16 protein-coding genes are annotated in these 16272 nt (G+C 70.1%); 3 read left to right on the top strand and 13 right to left on the bottom strand.

Going from position 1 to position 16272, the window contains the following annotated elements:
• Positions 1–68: 68 nt before the first annotated feature.
• The 5 genes from MQH31_RS12665 to MQH31_RS12645 form a co-directional block, all read right to left on the bottom strand.
• Positions 69–1151 (bottom strand): glycoside hydrolase family 130 protein, encoded by a 1083-nt coding sequence (locus MQH31_RS12665; RefSeq protein WP_243012587.1) that lies wholly within the window; start codon positions 1149–1151, stop codon positions 69–71.
• Positions 1152–1237: 86 nt separating this feature from the next.
• A complete protein-coding gene (locus MQH31_RS12660; protein ID WP_241976430.1) occupies positions 1238–2092 on the bottom strand; it encodes a carbohydrate ABC transporter permease in 855 nt (284 codons plus the stop codon).
• Positions 2089–3042, bottom strand: a complete 954-nt coding sequence (locus MQH31_RS12655; protein ID WP_372488154.1) for a carbohydrate ABC transporter permease — start codon at positions 3040–3042, stop codon at positions 2089–2091. Before MQH31_RS12655 ends, MQH31_RS12660 begins: the two co-directional genes overlap by 4 nt.
• Positions 3043–3048: 6 nt before the next feature.
• Positions 3049–4350: an extracellular solute-binding protein gene (locus tag MQH31_RS12650; RefSeq protein WP_243012336.1), complete on the bottom strand. Its 1302-nt coding sequence runs from the start codon at positions 4348–4350 to the stop codon at positions 3049–3051.
• Positions 4351–4512: 162 nt separating this feature from the next.
• Positions 4513–5538, bottom strand: a complete 1026-nt coding sequence (locus MQH31_RS12645; protein WP_243012335.1) for a LacI family DNA-binding transcriptional regulator — start codon at positions 5536–5538, stop codon at positions 4513–4515.
• Positions 5539–5733: 195 nt separating this feature from the next.
• On the opposite strand from MQH31_RS12645, the gene MQH31_RS12640 reads away from it, so the two are divergent.
• The 3 genes from MQH31_RS12640 (at position 5734) to MQH31_RS12630 (ending at position 9655) form a co-directional block, all read left to right on the top strand.
• The gene (locus MQH31_RS12640; protein WP_134536527.1) at positions 5734–6666 is read left to right on the top strand and encodes a cytochrome c oxidase assembly protein; all 933 of its coding nucleotides are present in this window, start codon (positions 5734–5736) and stop codon (positions 6664–6666) included.
• Positions 6667–6750: 84 nt separating this feature from the next.
• Positions 6751–8220, top strand: a complete 1470-nt coding sequence (locus tag MQH31_RS12635; protein ID WP_243012334.1) for a lipase maturation factor family protein — start codon at positions 6751–6753, stop codon at positions 8218–8220.
• Positions 8213–9655, top strand: coding sequence for a phytoene desaturase family protein (locus MQH31_RS12630; protein WP_243012333.1), 1443 nt, complete (start codon positions 8213–8215; stop codon positions 9653–9655). Before MQH31_RS12635 ends, MQH31_RS12630 begins: the two co-directional genes overlap by 8 nt.
• Positions 9656–9696: 41 nt before the next feature.
• Here the strand turns inward: MQH31_RS12630 and MQH31_RS12625 are convergent, their stop codons facing one another.
• From MQH31_RS12625 to idi, 8 genes are read right to left on the bottom strand one after another with little or no spacing between them, the layout of a single operon-like run.
• A complete protein-coding gene (locus tag MQH31_RS12625) occupies positions 9697–10104 on the bottom strand; it encodes an RNA-binding S4 domain-containing protein (RefSeq protein WP_243012332.1) in 408 nt (135 codons plus the stop codon).
• Positions 10105–10157: 53 nt separating this feature from the next.
• Entirely contained in the window at positions 10158–11051 is an 894-nt protein-coding gene (locus MQH31_RS12620) for a prenyltransferase (protein WP_243012331.1), read from the bottom strand.
• A complete protein-coding gene (locus MQH31_RS12615; RefSeq protein ID WP_243012330.1) occupies positions 11048–11536 on the bottom strand; it encodes a lycopene cyclase domain-containing protein in 489 nt (162 codons plus the stop codon). Before MQH31_RS12615 ends, MQH31_RS12620 begins: the two co-directional genes overlap by 4 nt.
• A complete protein-coding gene (locus MQH31_RS12610; RefSeq protein WP_134533280.1) occupies positions 11533–11856 on the bottom strand; it encodes a lycopene cyclase domain-containing protein in 324 nt (107 codons plus the stop codon). Before MQH31_RS12610 ends, MQH31_RS12615 begins: the two co-directional genes overlap by 4 nt.
• The gene (crtI, locus tag MQH31_RS12605; RefSeq protein ID WP_243012329.1) at positions 11853–13613 is read right to left on the bottom strand and encodes a phytoene desaturase family protein; all 1761 of its coding nucleotides are present in this window, start codon (positions 13611–13613) and stop codon (positions 11853–11855) included. The genes MQH31_RS12610 and crtI overlap by 4 nt, the downstream gene beginning before the upstream one ends.
• A complete protein-coding gene (locus MQH31_RS12600; protein WP_243012328.1) occupies positions 13610–14689 on the bottom strand; it encodes a phytoene/squalene synthase family protein in 1080 nt (359 codons plus the stop codon). Before MQH31_RS12600 ends, crtI begins: the two co-directional genes overlap by 4 nt.
• The gene (locus MQH31_RS12595) at positions 14686–15732 is read right to left on the bottom strand and encodes a polyprenyl synthetase family protein (protein WP_243012327.1); all 1047 of its coding nucleotides are present in this window, start codon (positions 15730–15732) and stop codon (positions 14686–14688) included. Before MQH31_RS12595 ends, MQH31_RS12600 begins: the two co-directional genes overlap by 4 nt.
• Positions 15725–16261 (bottom strand): isopentenyl-diphosphate Delta-isomerase, encoded by a 537-nt coding sequence (idi, locus tag MQH31_RS12590; protein ID WP_134533287.1) that lies wholly within the window; start codon positions 16259–16261, stop codon positions 15725–15727. Before idi ends, MQH31_RS12595 begins: the two co-directional genes overlap by 8 nt.
• Between the last annotated feature and the right edge of the window lie 11 nt (positions 16262–16272).

Below are 16272 nucleotides of genomic sequence, written 5' to 3'. Positions count from 1 at the left end.
CCCTCGCCGTGTCGGCGAGGGTGCTTTTTCCGCAACTGGGCGGATGTTCCGAACGGGGGGTTCCGGAACTATCCGTCAGTCGGGTCCAGGGTGCTGCGGTCCAGGCGGGCGACGCCGATCTTCGAGTCCGCCATTCCGTAGAAGACGTACTGGCGGCCCTCGATCTCCTCGATCGCGGTCGGGAAGACCACGTTCGGCACGATGCCGCTGAGCTCGTCGCGCGTTTCGGCCTTCAGGAGCGGCTCGCTCGTGCGCTGCAGGATGATGGTCGGGTCGTCCGCGTCGAGGATCATGGCCCCCGCCGCGTAGTTCACCTTCTGCTGCTGCGAGAACGCGCCGTCGATCACGCCGGTCACGCCGTGGTGCAGCAGCAGCCAGCCCTCCGGCACCCGCAGCGGAGCGGGACCGCCGCCGATCTTGAGTTCCTCGAAGGCGAACTCCGGCCCGGCGAGGAACCGGTGGCCGCTCCAGAAGGCGAGCTTCGTCACGTCGGCGAGCACGTCCGCAACCGGCACGTAGCTGATCCAGATGCTCTGCCGGGTGTCGGTGACCCCGGCGGGCACCCGGATGCCTTCACCCGGCTTGACCTCCCCGAGGTCCCACATCGGGCGGTGCAGCACCGCGAAGGACTCCACACCGTTCGGTCCCGTGACGGGCTCGGGGAAGAAGACGGTGTCCTTGTTGTGGAACAGGTTGAGGTCCATGTCCAGTGCCTCGTCGAAGGCGAACAGCACCGGGCCGAGCCTGCGCCAGCTGCGGAGGTCTGACGAGACCGCGAGGGCCGTGCGCGGGCCGAGCGGCCCGTAGGCGACATAGGTCATCACGTGCAGGCCGAGCCGCGGGATGAACGTGACGCGCGGGTCCTCGACGCCGGCGTTGTGGGCGCCGCGTTCCCAGCCCTGGTCGGGCTCGAGCACGACGCCGTCTCGTTCGACACCCGTCGGAACGCCGTCGGTGATGATCACGCGGGCGAGTCCGACGCGGGAGACGTTCCCGGTCGCGACGAGCCGCGGCAACAGGTACAGGGTGCCGTCCGGCGTGTGCCCGGAGCCGGGGTTGAGCACGCCCTCCGCCTCGAGCTCGTTGCCCGGTTCCGGCGTCATGACGACGCCCATCCGGGTGAGCCGGTAGGGGAATGCCGCTCCGGGCATCCGTTTCGGGGCGGATGCTGCCGGTACCGTCCCGGGGGAGGGGGCACGGGCCGGGATGGGGGATGCTGCAGTGGATTCGCGCATGACTAGCCTTTCACGCCGGAACCGATGTCGGTCGAGACGAAGTGTCGTTGGAAGAGGATGAAGAGGATGACGGCCGGTCCGGCCAGCACGCAGGCACCGGCGAGGACCGCTCCGAAGGGGTTCGCCGCGGAGGCCGCGACGGTGCTGATGTAGTTGGCGAGGGCGACCGCGAGCGGCTGCATCGAGGCCTGCTTGGTGACCAGGAACGGCCAGAGGAACTCGTTCCACGGGCCGATGAAGGTCAGCAGCACGACGGTGAGCAGGGCGGGGCGCACGAGCGGGATGGCGATCCGCCAGAGCAGCACGACCTCGCCGGCGCCATCGATCCTGGCCGCGTCGAAGAGCTCGCGGGGGACCTGCAGGAAGTACTGCCGGAAGATGATCACCGCCGTCGAGTTGATGGCGAACGGCAGGATCATGCCGAGGTAGTTGTCGGCGAGGCCGTAGTCCCTCGCGATCATCACATAGAGCGGGATCATCAGCAGCTGGAACGGAACGACCTGCACGAGCAGCACGAGCGCGAAGGTGATTCCGCGGCCGCGCCACTGCAGCTGGGCGAGCGCATAACCGACGAGCACCCCGAAGACGAGGGTGCCGACGATGACGCCGCCGGTGAAGATGCCGGAGTTGAGCAGGGTCTGCATCAGGTTGACCCGGCTGTTGATGTCCGCGTAGTTCTCGAGGGTGAGGTTGGCCGGGTTCGGGAATGCGCCTGCGATGGAGGTGTCCGGCGACTTCTGCAGTGAGCCGACGATCATGTAGTAGAACGGGAACAGGAACGCCACGGCTCCGATGGAGAGCACGACGCCGCGGAGAATGTTCTGTCCGCGGCTCATGCCGCTGGTCTTTGTGCTCATGATTCGTCACCTCCGGCGATCTTGCGCTGGATGAACGCGATGATGAGCACGCCGATCACCAGGATGATGCCGATGGCGGACGCGGTGTCCGGGTTTCCCTGCTCGATGCCCTTCTGGTACATCAGCAGTACGGGAGAGGTTGATGCCCCGTTCGGTCCGCCGCCGCCGGTGAGCAGGTACGGCTCGGTGAAGAGGTTCGCCCCCGTCACGGTCGACAACAGCAGCACGAGCACCGTCGCCGGGCGCACGCCCGGGATCGTGACGGAGAAGAACTTGCGGATCGCACCGGCCCCGTCCGTCGAGGCCGCCTCGTAGAGCTCGGTCGACACACTCTGCAGCGCGGCCAGGTAGAGCAGGATGTAGAAGCCGAGCTGCTTCCATGTCACGAACAGGGCGATCGTGGGCATCGCCCAGGTCGGGCTGATCAGCCAGGACGGGTCCGGAGCGAGCGGACCGAGGATCTGGTTGACGAGGCCGCCGCCGCTGAAGAGGAAGAGCCAGACGCCGACGACCGCGACGCTCGCGGTGACGTAGGGCACGTAGTAGGCGACCCGCAGGAAGGTGCGGCCGCGCACGGCCTTGTTGAGCGCCGTTGCGAGCACGAGCGAGAGCACGACGGTCAGCGGCACGTTGATCAGCAGGAAGATACCGACGTTTCCGAACGAGCGGATCACCGCGGGGTCAGAGAGCACCGTCTGGAAGTTGTCGAGGCCGACGAAGGGACGGTCGACCTGGGCGCCGGGGGCGGCGAAGAAGTAGTCGTGGAACGCCATGTACACCGCGAAGACGAGCGGGTACGCAAAAACGGCGATCACGAAGACGAGATAGGGGGCGCTGAGCAGGAGCCCGATCGGGTTCCGGCCGAGCCACGGGCGGCGCCGGGTGGCCCGCCCGCCGGGAGCCCGGGTGGGGCTCCCGGCGGACGAGGTCCGCGATTCGGTGACGGTCACGAGGTGCTACTTACTCGAGACCAGGGTGTTGATCTTGTCAGCCGCGCCGCCCAGGGTGGAGGCGATGTCGCCCTGACCGAAGATGACCGACTTCGAGTACGCGTCACGGAACGTCTGCCACACCTCGACCGAGTTCGACACGTTCGGCACCTCGACGGTGCGGGCGGCCTGGTCGCCGAAGGCGACGTATGCCGGGTTCGCGGCGAAGTAGTCCGGGTACGTGGTGGTGAGGTCGGACCGGATCGGCATCTGGCCGGTCAGGCTGAGCAGCTGGCCGTCCTGCGCCTCGCTCGTCGAGAACTTCAGCACGTCCCAGGCCGTGCCCTGGTTCTTGCACGCGGTGTACATGCCGACGTTCTTCGCGTCGCTGAAGGTGTAGGTCTTGTCAGCGGATGTGCCCGCGCTCGTCGGCACCGGAACGGCGCCCCAGTTGACCTTGTCCTTGTACACCGGAACCGCCCACGGCCCCACGATCGACATCGCGGCCTTGCCGTCGGCGAAGGAGTCGCCCTGGTAGAGCTCCTTGTTCGCGAGGCCCTCGGTGTACATGGTCTTCCAGAATTCGGCGACCTTGGCGCCCTCGTCGCCGGTGAACGTCGCCTTGCCGTCTTCGACGAGCTGCTTGCCCCCGGTCTCGGCGGCGTACAGCGGGTAGAAGTCGAACCAGCTCTGGTAGAACTCACTCGTCGGGGAGGGGTAGATTGCGTTCGCGGCTGCCCCACTGGAGACGAGGGCGCGGGACGCGGTCAGGAACTCGTCGTAGGTCGCGAGCTTCGGGTTCTCCGGGTCGAGCCCGGCCTTGGCGAACATGTCCTTGTTGTAGAAGATCATCACGGGGTTGGACTTCCACGGCATCTGGTAGAACTTTCCGTCGGAGGACTCGTACTGGGTCGCGGTGTCGCCGGAGCGGGCCTTGATGTAGGAGTCGCCGTCGGCGAAGCTGCTCAGGTCGACAAGGCCGCCCTGCTTCTGGAACTGGGGAACCGCAACCGGGGCCGTGTTGTACACGAGGCAGGGTGCATTGCCCGCCGTGATGGCGGCGCCGATCACTTCCTCGCTGCTCTTTCCTGCGGGGATCTCCTGCGCGGTGACGGTTTCGTTCGGGTGATCGGCGTTCCAGGCCGTCACCATCTGCTTGCCCCAGGCGATCTCGGTCGCGTTGTTCGAGTACCAGATCGTGATCGGGCCGTGGGCCGTCGTCGCCGCTCCGGCCGCGCCGCCGCCGGACGAGCAGGCGCCGAGGGCGAGGATGACGGCGGCCGATGCCGCTGTCGCGGCGAGGACTCGCCGGGTTCGTGCTGTGTGCATGGTTCTCTCCATTTCGTACCCCGCGGCAGCTCTGCCTCGGGTGAGTGACTGTGGTGCGGCATGCGGGAACAGGGCATGCGGGAGGACTGCGGCCGACGCGGGTCGGTGCAGGACGGTAGGTGCGGTGGCGGATCGGAGGGGAGGGGCGGGGCCGTGCGGCGGCTAGGGTCGCACAGGGGTACCGGCGGAGCCTCGGATGACGAGGCGGCCCGCCGGAAGATCGACGTCGGGTGCCGTGCCGTGCTCCATGAGGTCGAGCAGGGTTCGGCCGGCAGCGCGGCCCCAGTCGCTGGGGGCGGTGCGCACCGTGGTGAGGGCGGGATAGACGTAGCGGGTGAAGTCGATGTCGTCGAAGCCGGTGATCGAGACGTCGTCCGGAACGCGCAGGCCGAGTTCGTGGGCGACGCCGAGGCCTGCGATGGCCATCGGGTCGTTGGCGAACACGATGGCGGTGGGCGGCGAGTCCTGCGTCAGGAGCCTGCGGGCGGCATCCGCCCCCGCCGCGACGGAGAAGTCGGTCTCGATGGACTGCCCGGCTGGCAGCCCGGCCTCGCGGAGGGCCGTGTCGAAGGCGGACCTGCGGCGGCTGCCGTGCAGGAGCGCCGGGCTGCCTGCGACGTGGGCGATGCGCCGGTGGCCCAGCGAGACGAGGTAGCGCACGGTCTCGGCGACGCCGGGGGTGTCGTCGACCGAGATGCACGGGAACGGGCTCTCGGTGTCCGGCCGGCCGAGGGTGACGGCGGGAAGGCCGAGTTCCTGCAACAACGGGATGCGGGGGTCGTTGTGCCGGAGGTCGCTCAGGAAAACCCCGTCGACGCGGCCGTCGGAGACGAGTGCGCGGTAGGTGCGCATCTCGGTCGTCTCGTCCGGCACGACGCTCAGGACGAGGGCGAGCCCCTGCGGGGCCAGGACGGTCTCGACGCCGGCGATGAACGAGGGGAAGAACGGGTCCGAGCCGAGCACCTCCGGGTCGCGGGCGATCACGAGGCCGAGCGCGAACGACCGCCGGGTGGACAGCGACCTGGCCCGCAGCGAGGGGGTCCAGCCGAGACGTTCGGCGATCTCGAGGATGCGGACGCGACTCTCGGCGGAGACGCCGGGCCGGTCGTTGAGGGCGAAGGAGACGAGGCCTTTGCTGACGCCGGCCTCGCGGGCCACATCAGCGATGGTCACCTTGTTCTCACTCATCGCGCCTCCTCATCGATAGCACCAGCCCACGTTGTCTGAACCGGTTTAGGCCAACCTATACCGGTTTAGTCCCCCTCGTCAACCACCCATCGCACCCATTCCCGCCCGCCCCCCTCCGCGAGAGCGGAGTTGTGGCCCTTAAACCCGCGGCTTAAGGGCCACAAACGTACTCTCGCGGGAGGGCGGGGACGCATAATGGGACGGGCCCCGGACTTCCCGGCGGCACCTCAGCCAGAATGGTCGCTCACGCCTACCTTCCTCGACTTCCTCGGCACCGCCCGGTTCGATCCGGTCGCGGGTGCCGGCATCCTTGTCGCCGCCGCCCTGTACCTCGTGGGTGTCCGCGCCGCGGGCCGCAGGGGGACCGCCTGGCCGCTCCGCCCGACCCTCGGCTTCTTCCTGCTCGGGCTCGGCTCCTGGGCGTGGGTGTCCTTCGGCTTCCTGGGCGCCTGGAGCCTCGACCTGCGCTGGGCGTTCACCACCCGGATCGCCCTGCTGCTCTTCGTGGTTCCGGCGCTCCTGAGCCTCGGCCGCCCGGTCGAACTGGCCAGGGCCGCCCTCGGCGGGCGCGCACTGCACGGGTTCAACGCCGTCCTCGGGTCCTGGTTCGTACGGTTGGTCGGCAACGCCGTCTTCGCCCCGCTCTTCGCGATCGCCGCCTTCCTCGTCTTCCTGACGCCGTTCGCCTTCGTACTGCGCAGCAACCCGGTCGCCGAGGCGGGCCTGACGCTGCTCGTGCCGCTCGTCGGGCTGCTCATGGTGCTGCCGATCACCGACCACGCGCTGCTGCGCACGAGCCTTTTCATCACCGCCGAATTCATGCTCGCCTTCGTCGAACTCGTGATGGATGCCATCCCCGGGATTCTGCTGCGCCTCAATGAGACCGTGCTCGACGGCGCCCCGGCCCTCGTCGGCTCGTTTCCCGCCTGGTTCCCGTCGCCGCTCTGGGACCAGCACCTCTCCGGAGACTTCCTCTGGTTCATCGCCGAGGTCGCCGACATCCCGGTGCTGATCATCCTGTTCCTGCGCTGGAACCGCACCGACCGCCACGAGGCGAAACAACTCGACGAACTCTCCGACGAGGAGATGGCCGCCCTCACCGCGGAACACCTGCGCCGCGCCCCCTGACTCCGGCACCGGCCCCGCCCTCAGACCCGGTGCCGCACCCTGGCCCTGCCCCGCCGGGCCGGGCGGGGCTAGGGTGACTGCACGATGGATCTCTTCGGTGCCGTCTTCGATGCCGGCGACTACTCGATAGCGCGTCAGGTGCTGCAGCGCGGCGTCGCCGCGATCTTCCTCGTCGCGTTCCTGTCCACGGCCAACCAGTTCCCGGCGCTGCTCGGGGACCACGGCCTGTTGCCGGTGCGCGACTGGGTGTCCCGGCTCCGGTTCCGCGACGCGCCGAGCCTCTTCCACTGGCGGTACTCCGACCGGATGCTGCGGGTGCTGGCCTGGGGCGGCGTCCTGCTGGCGGCGACCCTCGTGGCCGGCCTGCCGCAGCTCGGCCCGCCCTGGCTGCCGATGCTCGCCTTCCTGCTGCTCTGGGCCGGCTACCTGTCGATCGTCAACGTCGGGCAGACCTTTTATTCCTTCGGCTGGGAGAGCCTGCTGCTCGAGGCCGGGTTCGTCGTCGCCTTCCTCGGCTCGAATGAGGTGGCACCTCCGCTCACGATCATCGTCTTCGTGCGCTGGCTCGTCTTCCGGCTGGAGTTCGGCGCCGGCATGATCAAGATGCGCGGCGGCCCGGAATGGCGGGACCTGACCGCCCTGACCTACCATCACGAGACGCAGCCGATGCCGAATCCGCTCAGCTCGTTCGTGCACCGGCTGCCGGTCTGGTTCCACCGCGGCGAGGTGCTCGGCAACCACGTCGCGCAACTCGTGGTGCCGGTCTTCCTCTTCGCGCCCCAGCCCGTCGCATCCGTCGCCGCCGCCGTGCTCGCCCTCACCCAGCTCTGGCTCGTCGTCACGGGCAACTTCGCCTGGCTGAACTGGATCACGATCGTGCTCGTCTTCGCGGCCGTCGACGACCGGGCATTCCGGACGGTGTTCCCGTTCCTCCCCGGCGGCCCGGCCGGTGCGGCTGTCGCCTCGCCCGCTGCAGCGCCGCCGTGGTTCGTCTGGCTCGTACTCGCGGTCACCCTGCTGCTCGTGGTGCTGAGCTTCTGGCCGGCCCGCAACCTGGTCGCCCGCAGGCAGCTGATGAACGCGAGCTTCAACCGGTACCACCTCGTGAACGCCTACGGGGCCTTCGGTACCGTCACGAAGAAGCGTTACGAGATCATCGTCGAGGGCAGCTCCGCCGACGATCCCGGCGACGAGACGGCCTGGCGCGCCTACGAATTCCACGGCAAACCGGGGGACCCGGCCCGCCTTCCCCGCCAGTTCGCGCCCTATCACCTGCGGCTCGACTGGCTGATGTGGTTCCTCGCCCTCGGCGTGCGCGACACCCGGTGGTTCGAGATGTTCCTGGTGCGCTTGCTCGAGGGCGACCGGCCGACCCTGCGGATGCTGCGGGTCAACCCGTTCCCCGACGCCCCGCCCCGGTACATGCGCGCCCGGCTGTTCCACTATCGCTTCGCCACCGGTGCGGAGAAACGTCTGACCGGGGACTGGTGGGTGCGCACGCCGGCCGGGTTCTACGTGCGGCCGGTCGCCCTCCCGGTTAGCCCCGATGCCTGACGTGAACGTGGTCGGGGCCGGGCCGAACGGTCTCGCCGCCGCGGTGGTCTGCGCGCGGGCGGGCCTGTCGGTGACCGTCACCGAGCGCGCCGCCACGGCCGGAGGGGGCCTCCGCACCGCCGAGCTCACCCTGCCGGGTTTCCGGCACGACCTCGGTTCCGCGGTGCACCCCGCCGCGCTCGCCTCGCCGTTCTTCCGCGCCTTCGGGCTCACCGGGCGGGTGCCGTTCGTGATCCCGGAGGTGTCATACGCGCATCCGCTCGATGCCCGCCGCGCAGCCATGGCCTACCGGGACCTCGACCGCACCGCCGCGGGCCTCGGCCCCGACGGCCCGGCCTGGACCCGGCTGCTCCGCCCCCTGGTCGACCGGATCGACGGCGTCGTCTCCTTCACCGGCCACCAGCTGCTGCGCCGGCCGGACGACCCGCGCGCCGCCCTCGAGTACGGCTTCCGCGTGCTCGCCCTCGGCACCCCCGCCGGGCGGATGCTGTTCCGCGGCCCCGCGGCGCCGGCCCTCCTCTCCGGAGTGGCCGCGCACGCTCCCGGCCGCCAGCCCGCACTCGCGCAGGCGGGCGCCGGGCTGCTCCTCGCGGCGGAGGCGCACGCCGCCGGCTGGGGCTACCCGGTCGGAGGCGCACAGGCGATCGCCGACGCGCTCGTCGCCGACCTGCTCGCCCACGGCGGCACGCTGCGGCTGAACACCGAGGTGCGCGGGCCCGGCGACCTCGACCCGGCCAGGGTCACCCTGCTCGACACCTCGACCGTTTTCCTCGACCGTTTCGCCGGTCCCGCGCTACCGGACGGGTACCGCCGTGCGCTCCGCCGCTACCGCTACGGCACCGGCATCGCCAAGGTCGACTTCGCGCTCTCCGGCCCGGTGCCCTGGACGAACCCGCGCCTCCACCTCGCGCCGACCGTGCACCTCGGCGGCAGCAGGGTCGAGGTCGAACGCGCCGAACGGCTGGTGTCCCGGGGACGCCCGCCACGGCATCCGTTTCTGCTGCTCGCCCAGCCGAGCGTGCTCGACGCCAGCCGGGCGCCGGCCGGGAAGGCCGTGCTGTGGGCGTACACCCACGTCCCGGCCGGTTGGGGCGGCGACCCGGTCCTCGCGATCGTGCGCGAGATCGAACGCTTCGCGCCGGGATTCCGCGACACGATCCTCGCCACCGCGAGCCACTCGCCCGCCGAGCTCGCCGCGGGAAATCCGAACCTGATCGGCGGCGACATCCTCGGCGGCGCGGTCACCCTGGGCCAGCTCGTCAGGCGGCCGGTGGTGTCGACCCGGCCGTGGAGCACGCCCGTGCCCGGGCTCTACCTCTGCTCGGCGTCGACGCCGCCCGGCCCCGCCGTGCACGGCATGAACGGCTGGTTCGCCGCCGCCCTCGCCCTGCGCGAGCACTTCGGAATCCGGGAGCTCCCCGACCTCGCCCCCTGACGAATTCGACGGAGTTTTTGGGCTTCCGGCACGGGGGAGGCTCAGCCGTTCTCCGGCCAGTCCGCGGGGTCGAGCCATTCGGTCGCACGCAGCTTGTCGATGTCGCGGCGTTCCCGCTTGGTCGGGCGTCCGGCGCCGCGGTCCCGCATCGGGACGAGCGCGACCTCTTCCCGCGGCGGGGGCGGCGGGGTCTTATCCACGTAGCATTCGGCAGCGACGAGCGCGCCGACCCGCTTGTTCACGATCTTCGAGACCACGAGCACCCGGTCGAACCCGCTCGACCGCACGCGCACCTCGTCGCCGATGTGCACCGGCTGCGCCGACTTCGCCCGTTCGCCGTTCACCCTGACGTGTCCGGCCCGGCACGCGGCCGTCGCGAGCGACCGGGTCTTGAACATCCGCACGGCCCACGCCCAGCTGTCCACGCGCGCGGTCGTCAGGGGGTCCATCCCTCGACTCTACGACCCCGCGCGGGCGAGCGGATGCCGGTGCCGAGCCTGCCTCAGAGCAGTACCCAGGCGATCAGCAGCATCGTGACGCAGAAGCCCGAGAAGAAGTTCAGCCAGAGGAAGCGCTTCCAGCCGGCGTTGGCGGTTTCGGCGCGTGCGTCGCTCACCGACCGGAACGGCCACGCGGCCGCGACGTACGGCACGGCGAGCACGGCTCCGAGCAGTCCGGGCCAGCCGGTCGCGAGCATCAGCAGCCCGGCCGCGGCCCAGCAGCCGATCGCGAGGCGCACCGTCCTGGCTGCGCCGAGCGCGGTCGCGATCGAGGAGATCCCGCCCTCCCGGTCCGGCACGACGTCCTGCACGGCGCCGAAGGCGTGGCTGGCCATGCCCCAGAGGAAGAAGGCGGCGAGTACGGCGACCAGGCCCGGCGTCCAGACCGCGCCGGCCACGACGAGCCCGTAGACCGCCGGGCTCACGAAGTGGGTGCTCGAGGTGACGGAGTCGACGACCGGGCGTTCCTTGAACCGGAGCGCCGGCACGGAGTATGCGGCAACGGCGAAGAGGCTCACCGCGAGCACCAGCCACGACAGCGGATGCCCGGTTCCGGCGAGCACGAGCATCGCGCCGAGCACGGGCACCGCGGTCACGATCCCGGACAGCAGCACCGTGCGGTGCAGGGCCGGGTCGAGCATCGCGCCCTCGACGCCGCCCTTCCGCGGGTTGCGCAGGTCGGACTCGTAGTCGAACACGTCGTTGATGCCGTACATCAGCAGGTTGTACGGGATCAGGAAGAACAGCGTGCCGACGACGAGCAGCGCGTCCACCCGCCCGGTCGTCACGATGTAGGCAGCGGCGAACGGGTACGCGGTGTTGATCCAGCTGAGGGGCCGCGACGACAGCAGCACCTGCCTGGTCTTCCAGAGCGTCGTCGTGCGGATGCTGCTCATCGGTTCCCTCCGGACGTCGCCGAGCGCGGGTGCGGGCCTGGGCTCGCGTTCGTGGTCGTATTCAGGTTAGGGCCACTGCGCTGGCTCGTGCCGGTGTCGACGTCCGTATTCTCTGCGGAGCCGACGCCCGAGGCGCTCCCGGTGTGCTGCAGGTGCCCGTCGGGGTTCCAGCCGGGGGCCCTCCGGGCGGGGAGGAGCGTCCAGAGCGCCGGGAGGAGCAGCGCGACGGCGATGGGATAGGCGAAGTCCTCGATCGGCGCGAGGCCGACCCGGAATCCCGTGATGCGTCCGGGGTCATAGGCGACGAGGCCGACCCCGATCATGACGTTGTCGAAGACCGCGGTGAGGATCAGGACGCAGAGCAGGGCGACGGCGACCGCCCAGACGTTCTGGCGCGACAGCTGCTGCCGCCGCAACAGCACGGCCGCGAACGTGACGAGGAGGGCGCAGCCGAGAAACATCAGGTCGAGCAGGACGTAACTCATGTGCGCCGCCCACGGTGCAGCATCCGCTCGGTGCCGTGCACCGCGTTCATCGTGAGGTAGCAGAGGAACGTGAGGAAGAGGAGTTCCTCGAGCGGCAGCTCCGGCGCGAGTTGCACGCCGGTCATCAGCTCGGTCTCGCCCCGGTAGAAGATGCCCAGGCCGATTCCGCTCAGGTCCCAGAGCAGCAGGAAGACCACGCCGATCGCGAGAACGGCCGTGGCCCTGCGGGCGTCGAGCCAGAAGAACAGCCGGAACCGCCGGTCGAGCAGAACCATGGCGCCGAGCGAGACGATCAGAATCAGGAGGTAGGCGAGGCTCATGGCTCGCTCGGCGCGCCGGTCCCGGCGTCACCGGATGTCCCGCCGGTTTCGGCGTCACCGGATGTCCCGGCGCCTCGTTCGTCCTCCGGGTGCAACGGCACCGCCACCCGCACCGGAACCGGCACCGTCCCGCGCCGGGGCAGGGGCTCCGCGAGCGGTCCGGTGCTCGTGTCCGAGCGCATCCTCTTCAGCAGGATCTCCGCGCTGATCAGGCACATCGGCAGCCCGATCCCGGGAATCGTTGTTCCGCCGGCGTAGTAGAGGCCGTCGACCTTCGAGGAGGCGTTCGAGCCGCGGAAGAACGCGCTCTGCTTGAGGGTGTGCGCGGGGCCGAGTGCCCCGCCGCGCCAGGAATTGAGGTCGTCGGCGAAGTCGCCGGGCCCGATCGTGCGTCGGACGACGATCCGGTCGGCGAGGTCGGGGATGCCCGCCCAATCCGCGAGTTGGCCGATCGCGTCGTCGGCGATCGCCTCGATGGCGGGGGAGCCCGCGCCGTCGACGCCGCCGTGGCCGAGGCCGGGGTCTGCCGGGATCGGCACGAGCAGGAACAGGTTCGAGGAGCCCTCCGGAGCGACGCCGGGGTCGGTCGCGCTCGGCATGCAGACGTAGAACGAGGCCGGCGAGGCGACGCTCGGGTTCTTCCCGAAGATGCGGCCGAAGTTCTCGCCCCAGTCCCGGGTGAACAGGAGGGTGTGGTGCTCCAGTTTCGGCAGTTCACCGCGCACGCCGAGCAGAACGAGCACGGCGCCCGGCCCGGACACCCGGTGCTGCCACCAGGACTCCGGGTAACTCTGCAGCGCCTCGGGAAGAAGCTCGGTCTCGGTGTGGTGCAGGTCTGCGGCCGAGACCACCCGGTCGGCGGCGAGCCGAACGGTGGTTCCGGCCCGGTCGACGTAGCTGACGCCGGCGACGGATGCCCGCCGCCGCCGGGCCGCGCCAGGCCCGGTTCCCGGCGTGGTCGTGATGGACGTGACCCGCGCACCCGTGATGACCTCGACGCCCTCGGCCCTGGCCAGGTCCGCGATGCTCTCGATCAGGCGGGTGAAGCCGCCCTGCGGATAGAGCACGCCGTCGGCGAGGTCGAGGTGGCTCATCAGATGGTACATCGACGGTGTCTGGTCCGGTGAGGAGCCGAGGAACACGGCGGGGTAGCCGAGCACCTGCCGCAGCCGGGGGTCTTTCACGTAGCCGGCGACGAACCGGTCGAGCGGTTGCAGGAGCAACCGGGCCAGCCTGCCGAGCCGGGTGAGCACGTCGCGCACGAGAAGCGGCCGGAAGGACTGGAAGCTCGTGTAGAGGAAGCGGCTCACGGCCATCCGGTAGGTGTCCTCCGCGGAGTCCAGATACCGGTCGAGGGCGGCCCCCGCCCCGTGTTCGATGCTCTCGAAGAGGGCGATGTTGTCTGCGCGTTCCGCACGGATGTCGATCGGGTCCGGAGTGTCCTCGAAGTAGACCCGGTAGCCGGGGTCGAGGCGGCGAAGCCCGAACTGCTCGGCCGAGCTCGTGCCGAACAGCCGGAAGAAATGGTCGAAGACGCCCGGCATCAGGTACCAGGACGGCCCGGTCTCGAACCGGAAGCCCTGTTCCGTCCACGTGCCTGCCCGCCCGCCGAGCGTGTCGCCGGCCTCGAGCAGGGTGACTTTCTGGCCGTCGCGGGCGAGGAGCGCCGCGCTCGCGAGGCCGGCGATGCCGCCCCCGATCACGATCGTGTGGCCACCGGTGTGTCCGGGGGTCTGTCCTGCGGAGTGCGGGGTCATTTCTTCCACGCTCCTGGTCCGAGTGCCGCACCGAGGGCGATCATGACTTTCTCCGGATCCGATACCCGCACCCGGGTGGACAGGAGCGCGCGCGCGGGGGTCTCGCGGAGTTTGACCGCGAGGCTCGAGAAGAGGCCGTGCGCAGTCGCGACGGCGCGCCGGCTCCCGAGCGGGAGCAGCGGCAGCGCCCGCGCTGCGGCGTCGAGGTCGGCATCCATGTCGTCGAGGAGGAGGTTCTTTTCAGCATCGGTCATGGTGAGCAGGTTGACCCCCGGGAAGTAGTTGCGTCCGAGGTCGTCCCGGTCCGCCGCGATGTCGCGGAGGAAGTTGACCTTCTGGAAGGCCGCGCCGAGGCTGCGGGAGCCGGCCGACAGCATCCGCAGTTCGGCGTCGGAACGTTCGGTTTGCTGCAGGAACGAGCGTAGGCACATCAGCCCGACGACCTCGGCGGACCCGTAGATGTACTCGGCGATGCCGGCGGCGTCGAAGGGGGCCGAGTCGAGGTCGCGCCGCATCGAGGCGAAGAACGGCGCCGTGAGCCGGGCGTCGATGCCGGTCGCTCGAGCGGTGTCTGCGAAGGCGTGCACGATGAGGTTGGTGCTGAATCCGGTGTCGATGGCCCGCAGGGTCTCCGCCTCGAGCTCGTCGAGTGTCGTGCGCTGGGCGGCCGTCGGGAGTCCCGCCTGGCTGGCGGCGCCGTCGACGATCTCGTCCGCGACGCGCACGAGCGCGTAGATCGAGGTGACCTGGCTGCGTTCCCTGGGCCCGAGCAGGCGGCAGGCGAGGCCGAACGACGTCGAGTAGACGCCGATGACCTGCGCGGCACTCGCGAGGGCCGCCGCGGTGTACTTCTCGAGCTGGGCGCCGGTCGCCGCGGTCGGACGGCCGGACGCGCCGGCGCTGCTGGCGCTGGCGCTGCTGGCGCTGGCGCTGCTGGCGCTGGCGCTGCTGGCGGCGTCGGCGCTGCCGGCTGCGCCAGTGGTACCGGACGTGGCCTGTGTGCGGGACGCGTCCGGACGTGCGGGCGGTGTGGGCGATGTGGGCGATGTGGGCGCTACGCGCCGGGTGTCGGTCATCGGGTGCGGTTCACAGACGTGTCGGCGAGCTGGGTCAGGGTGTTCCGGAGGATGTCCGGGATCGCGGGAGTGTCGAGGGCCTCGACGGCCCGGCGGGCATGGTCGATCGCGAGTTCGTCCGTGGACTGCAGCGCGCCGCACTCACGGAGGAGCGCGCGTGCCTCCCCGGCCTCGTTCTCGGTGAGGTCGTTCTTGCCGACGAAGGGGGCGATCGCGGGCCAGAGGCTCGTGGCGCCTGCGTATGAGATCAGTGCGGTCTGCTTGCCCTCACGCAGGTCGGTGAGCACGCTCTTCCCGGTGCGGCTCGGGTCGCCGAACACGCCGAGGATGTCATCGGTCAGCTGGAAGGCGACGCCGACGAGCCGGCCGAAGCGTCCGAGCACCTCGATCGCCTCAGCGCTCGCCTCCGCGAGCACGGCGCCGGCCATCAGGGGAGCCTCGAACGAGTAGACGGCGGTCTTCTGTTCGAGGGTCGACGTCACGTCCTCGACCGACAACGGATGCTTCGAGACGGTATTGGTCACATCCGCCAGTTCGCCCGCGGCCGACACGAAGACCGCCCGGTCGAGCAGGTCGAGCAGCCGGCCGCGCTGCTCGCGATCGAGCGGCAGCAGGGCGAGTGCGCGGTGGGCCTCGCTCAACGCGAGATCGCCGGCGAGGATGGCGGCGGTGGTCGCCCAGGCGCCGGTCTGGGTGTCGTCTGCGCCGTGTGCGAGAGCGCGTTCGGTGAAGCGTCCGGCGACATTCGCGACACCGCGTCGGTGCAGGTCGCGGTCGATGACGTCGTCGTGGATCACGAAGGCGGTGTGCAGCAGCTCGAAGCTGACGGCGAGGGGGACCGCGAGGGACATGTCTTTCCCGCCGAGCCCGGAGTACGCGGCAAGCACGAGCGCGGGTCGCACCCGCTTGCCGCCGCTGCTCGCATGCTCGAGAGCGTCCCAGAGGGCCACGTAGTGATGTCCGTAGTCGCTCGCCCGCAGTCGGGCCGCGGCGAAGAAGCGCTGCAGTTCGGTCTCTACTTCGACGTGTGCGATCTCAGGCATCGAATCTCAACTCCTTCAGTTGGAGCACCATCCATGGGCTGAACGCCCAGGGACTGGAGAGTGCGCTCGCGCGCAGGGTTGCGGGGTCGGTCCAGACGTATTCGGCGACCTCGTCCGGGTTGGGGCTGGGGTCGGTGTGTGCTGTCGCCCGGTAGACCGGGCAGATTTCGTTTTCGACGACGCCACTCGCATCCGTCGCCCGGTAGCGGAACAGCGGCAGGGTCACGAAGAGGTCATCGAGGTCGAGGCCGAGCTCGAACCGGCCACGCCGGTCGATGGCGTCCCGCTGCGACTCACCCGGGAGCGGGTGGCCGCAGAACGAGTTGGTCCAGACGCCCGGCCAGGTGCGCTTGCTGAGGGCACGCCGGGTGATGAGCACCTCGCCGCGCGCGTTGAAGACATACACGGAGAAGGCGAGGTGCAGCGCGGTATCGGCGTCGTGCATCGTGAGCTTGGGCGCCGTGCCGATCGAGCGCCCCGCTTCGTCGACCAGCACGACGAGTTCGACCCTCTGGTCCACATCCTGCATCGCCGCCTCCT

The organism is Cryobacterium zhongshanensis (genome assembly GCF_022760445.1).
Classification (GTDB): domain Bacteria; phylum Actinomycetota; class Actinomycetes; order Actinomycetales; family Microbacteriaceae; genus Cryobacterium; species Cryobacterium algoricola.
Note: the sequence above shows the minus strand (reverse complement) of the source record. Positions and strands in the feature narration are given on the sequence as shown.

Excerpts from the sequence above, each read along its gene's own strand:
- MQH31_RS12665 (WP_243012587.1), bottom strand. The coding sequence starts at position 1,151 with ATGCCCGGAGCGGCATTCCCCTACCGGCTCACCCGGATGGGCGTCGTC.
- MQH31_RS12660 (WP_241976430.1), bottom strand. The coding sequence starts at position 2,092 with ATGAGCACAAAGACCAGCGGCATGAGCCGCGGACAGAACATTCTCCGC.
- MQH31_RS12650 (WP_243012336.1), bottom strand. The coding sequence starts at position 4,350 with ATGCACACAGCACGAACCCGGCGAGTCCTCGCCGCGACAGCGGCATCG.
- MQH31_RS12645 (WP_243012335.1), bottom strand. The coding sequence starts at position 5,538 with ATGAGTGAGAACAAGGTGACCATCGCTGATGTGGCCCGCGAGGCCGGC.
- MQH31_RS12640 (WP_134536527.1), top strand. The coding sequence starts at position 5,734 with ATGGGACGGGCCCCGGACTTCCCGGCGGCACCTCAGCCAGAATGGTCG.
- MQH31_RS12635 (WP_243012334.1), top strand. The coding sequence starts at position 6,751 with ATGGATCTCTTCGGTGCCGTCTTCGATGCCGGCGACTACTCGATAGCG.
- MQH31_RS12630 (WP_243012333.1), top strand. The coding sequence starts at position 8,213 with ATGCCTGACGTGAACGTGGTCGGGGCCGGGCCGAACGGTCTCGCCGCC.
- MQH31_RS12625 (WP_243012332.1), bottom strand. The coding sequence starts at position 10,104 with ATGGACCCCCTGACGACCGCGCGCGTGGACAGCTGGGCGTGGGCCGTG.
- MQH31_RS12620 (WP_243012331.1), bottom strand. The coding sequence starts at position 11,051 with ATGAGCAGCATCCGCACGACGACGCTCTGGAAGACCAGGCAGGTGCTG.
- MQH31_RS12615 (WP_243012330.1), bottom strand. The coding sequence starts at position 11,536 with ATGAGTTACGTCCTGCTCGACCTGATGTTTCTCGGCTGCGCCCTCCTC.
- MQH31_RS12610 (WP_134533280.1), bottom strand. The coding sequence starts at position 11,856 with ATGAGCCTCGCCTACCTCCTGATTCTGATCGTCTCGCTCGGCGCCATG.
- crtI (WP_243012329.1), bottom strand. The coding sequence starts at position 13,613 with ATGACCCCGCACTCCGCAGGACAGACCCCCGGACACACCGGTGGCCAC.
- MQH31_RS12600 (WP_243012328.1), bottom strand. The coding sequence starts at position 14,689 with ATGACCGACACCCGGCGCGTAGCGCCCACATCGCCCACATCGCCCACA.
- MQH31_RS12595 (WP_243012327.1), bottom strand. The coding sequence starts at position 15,732 with ATGCCTGAGATCGCACACGTCGAAGTAGAGACCGAACTGCAGCGCTTC.
- idi (WP_134533287.1), bottom strand. The coding sequence starts at position 16,261 with ATGCAGGATGTGGACCAGAGGGTCGAACTCGTCGTGCTGGTCGACGAA.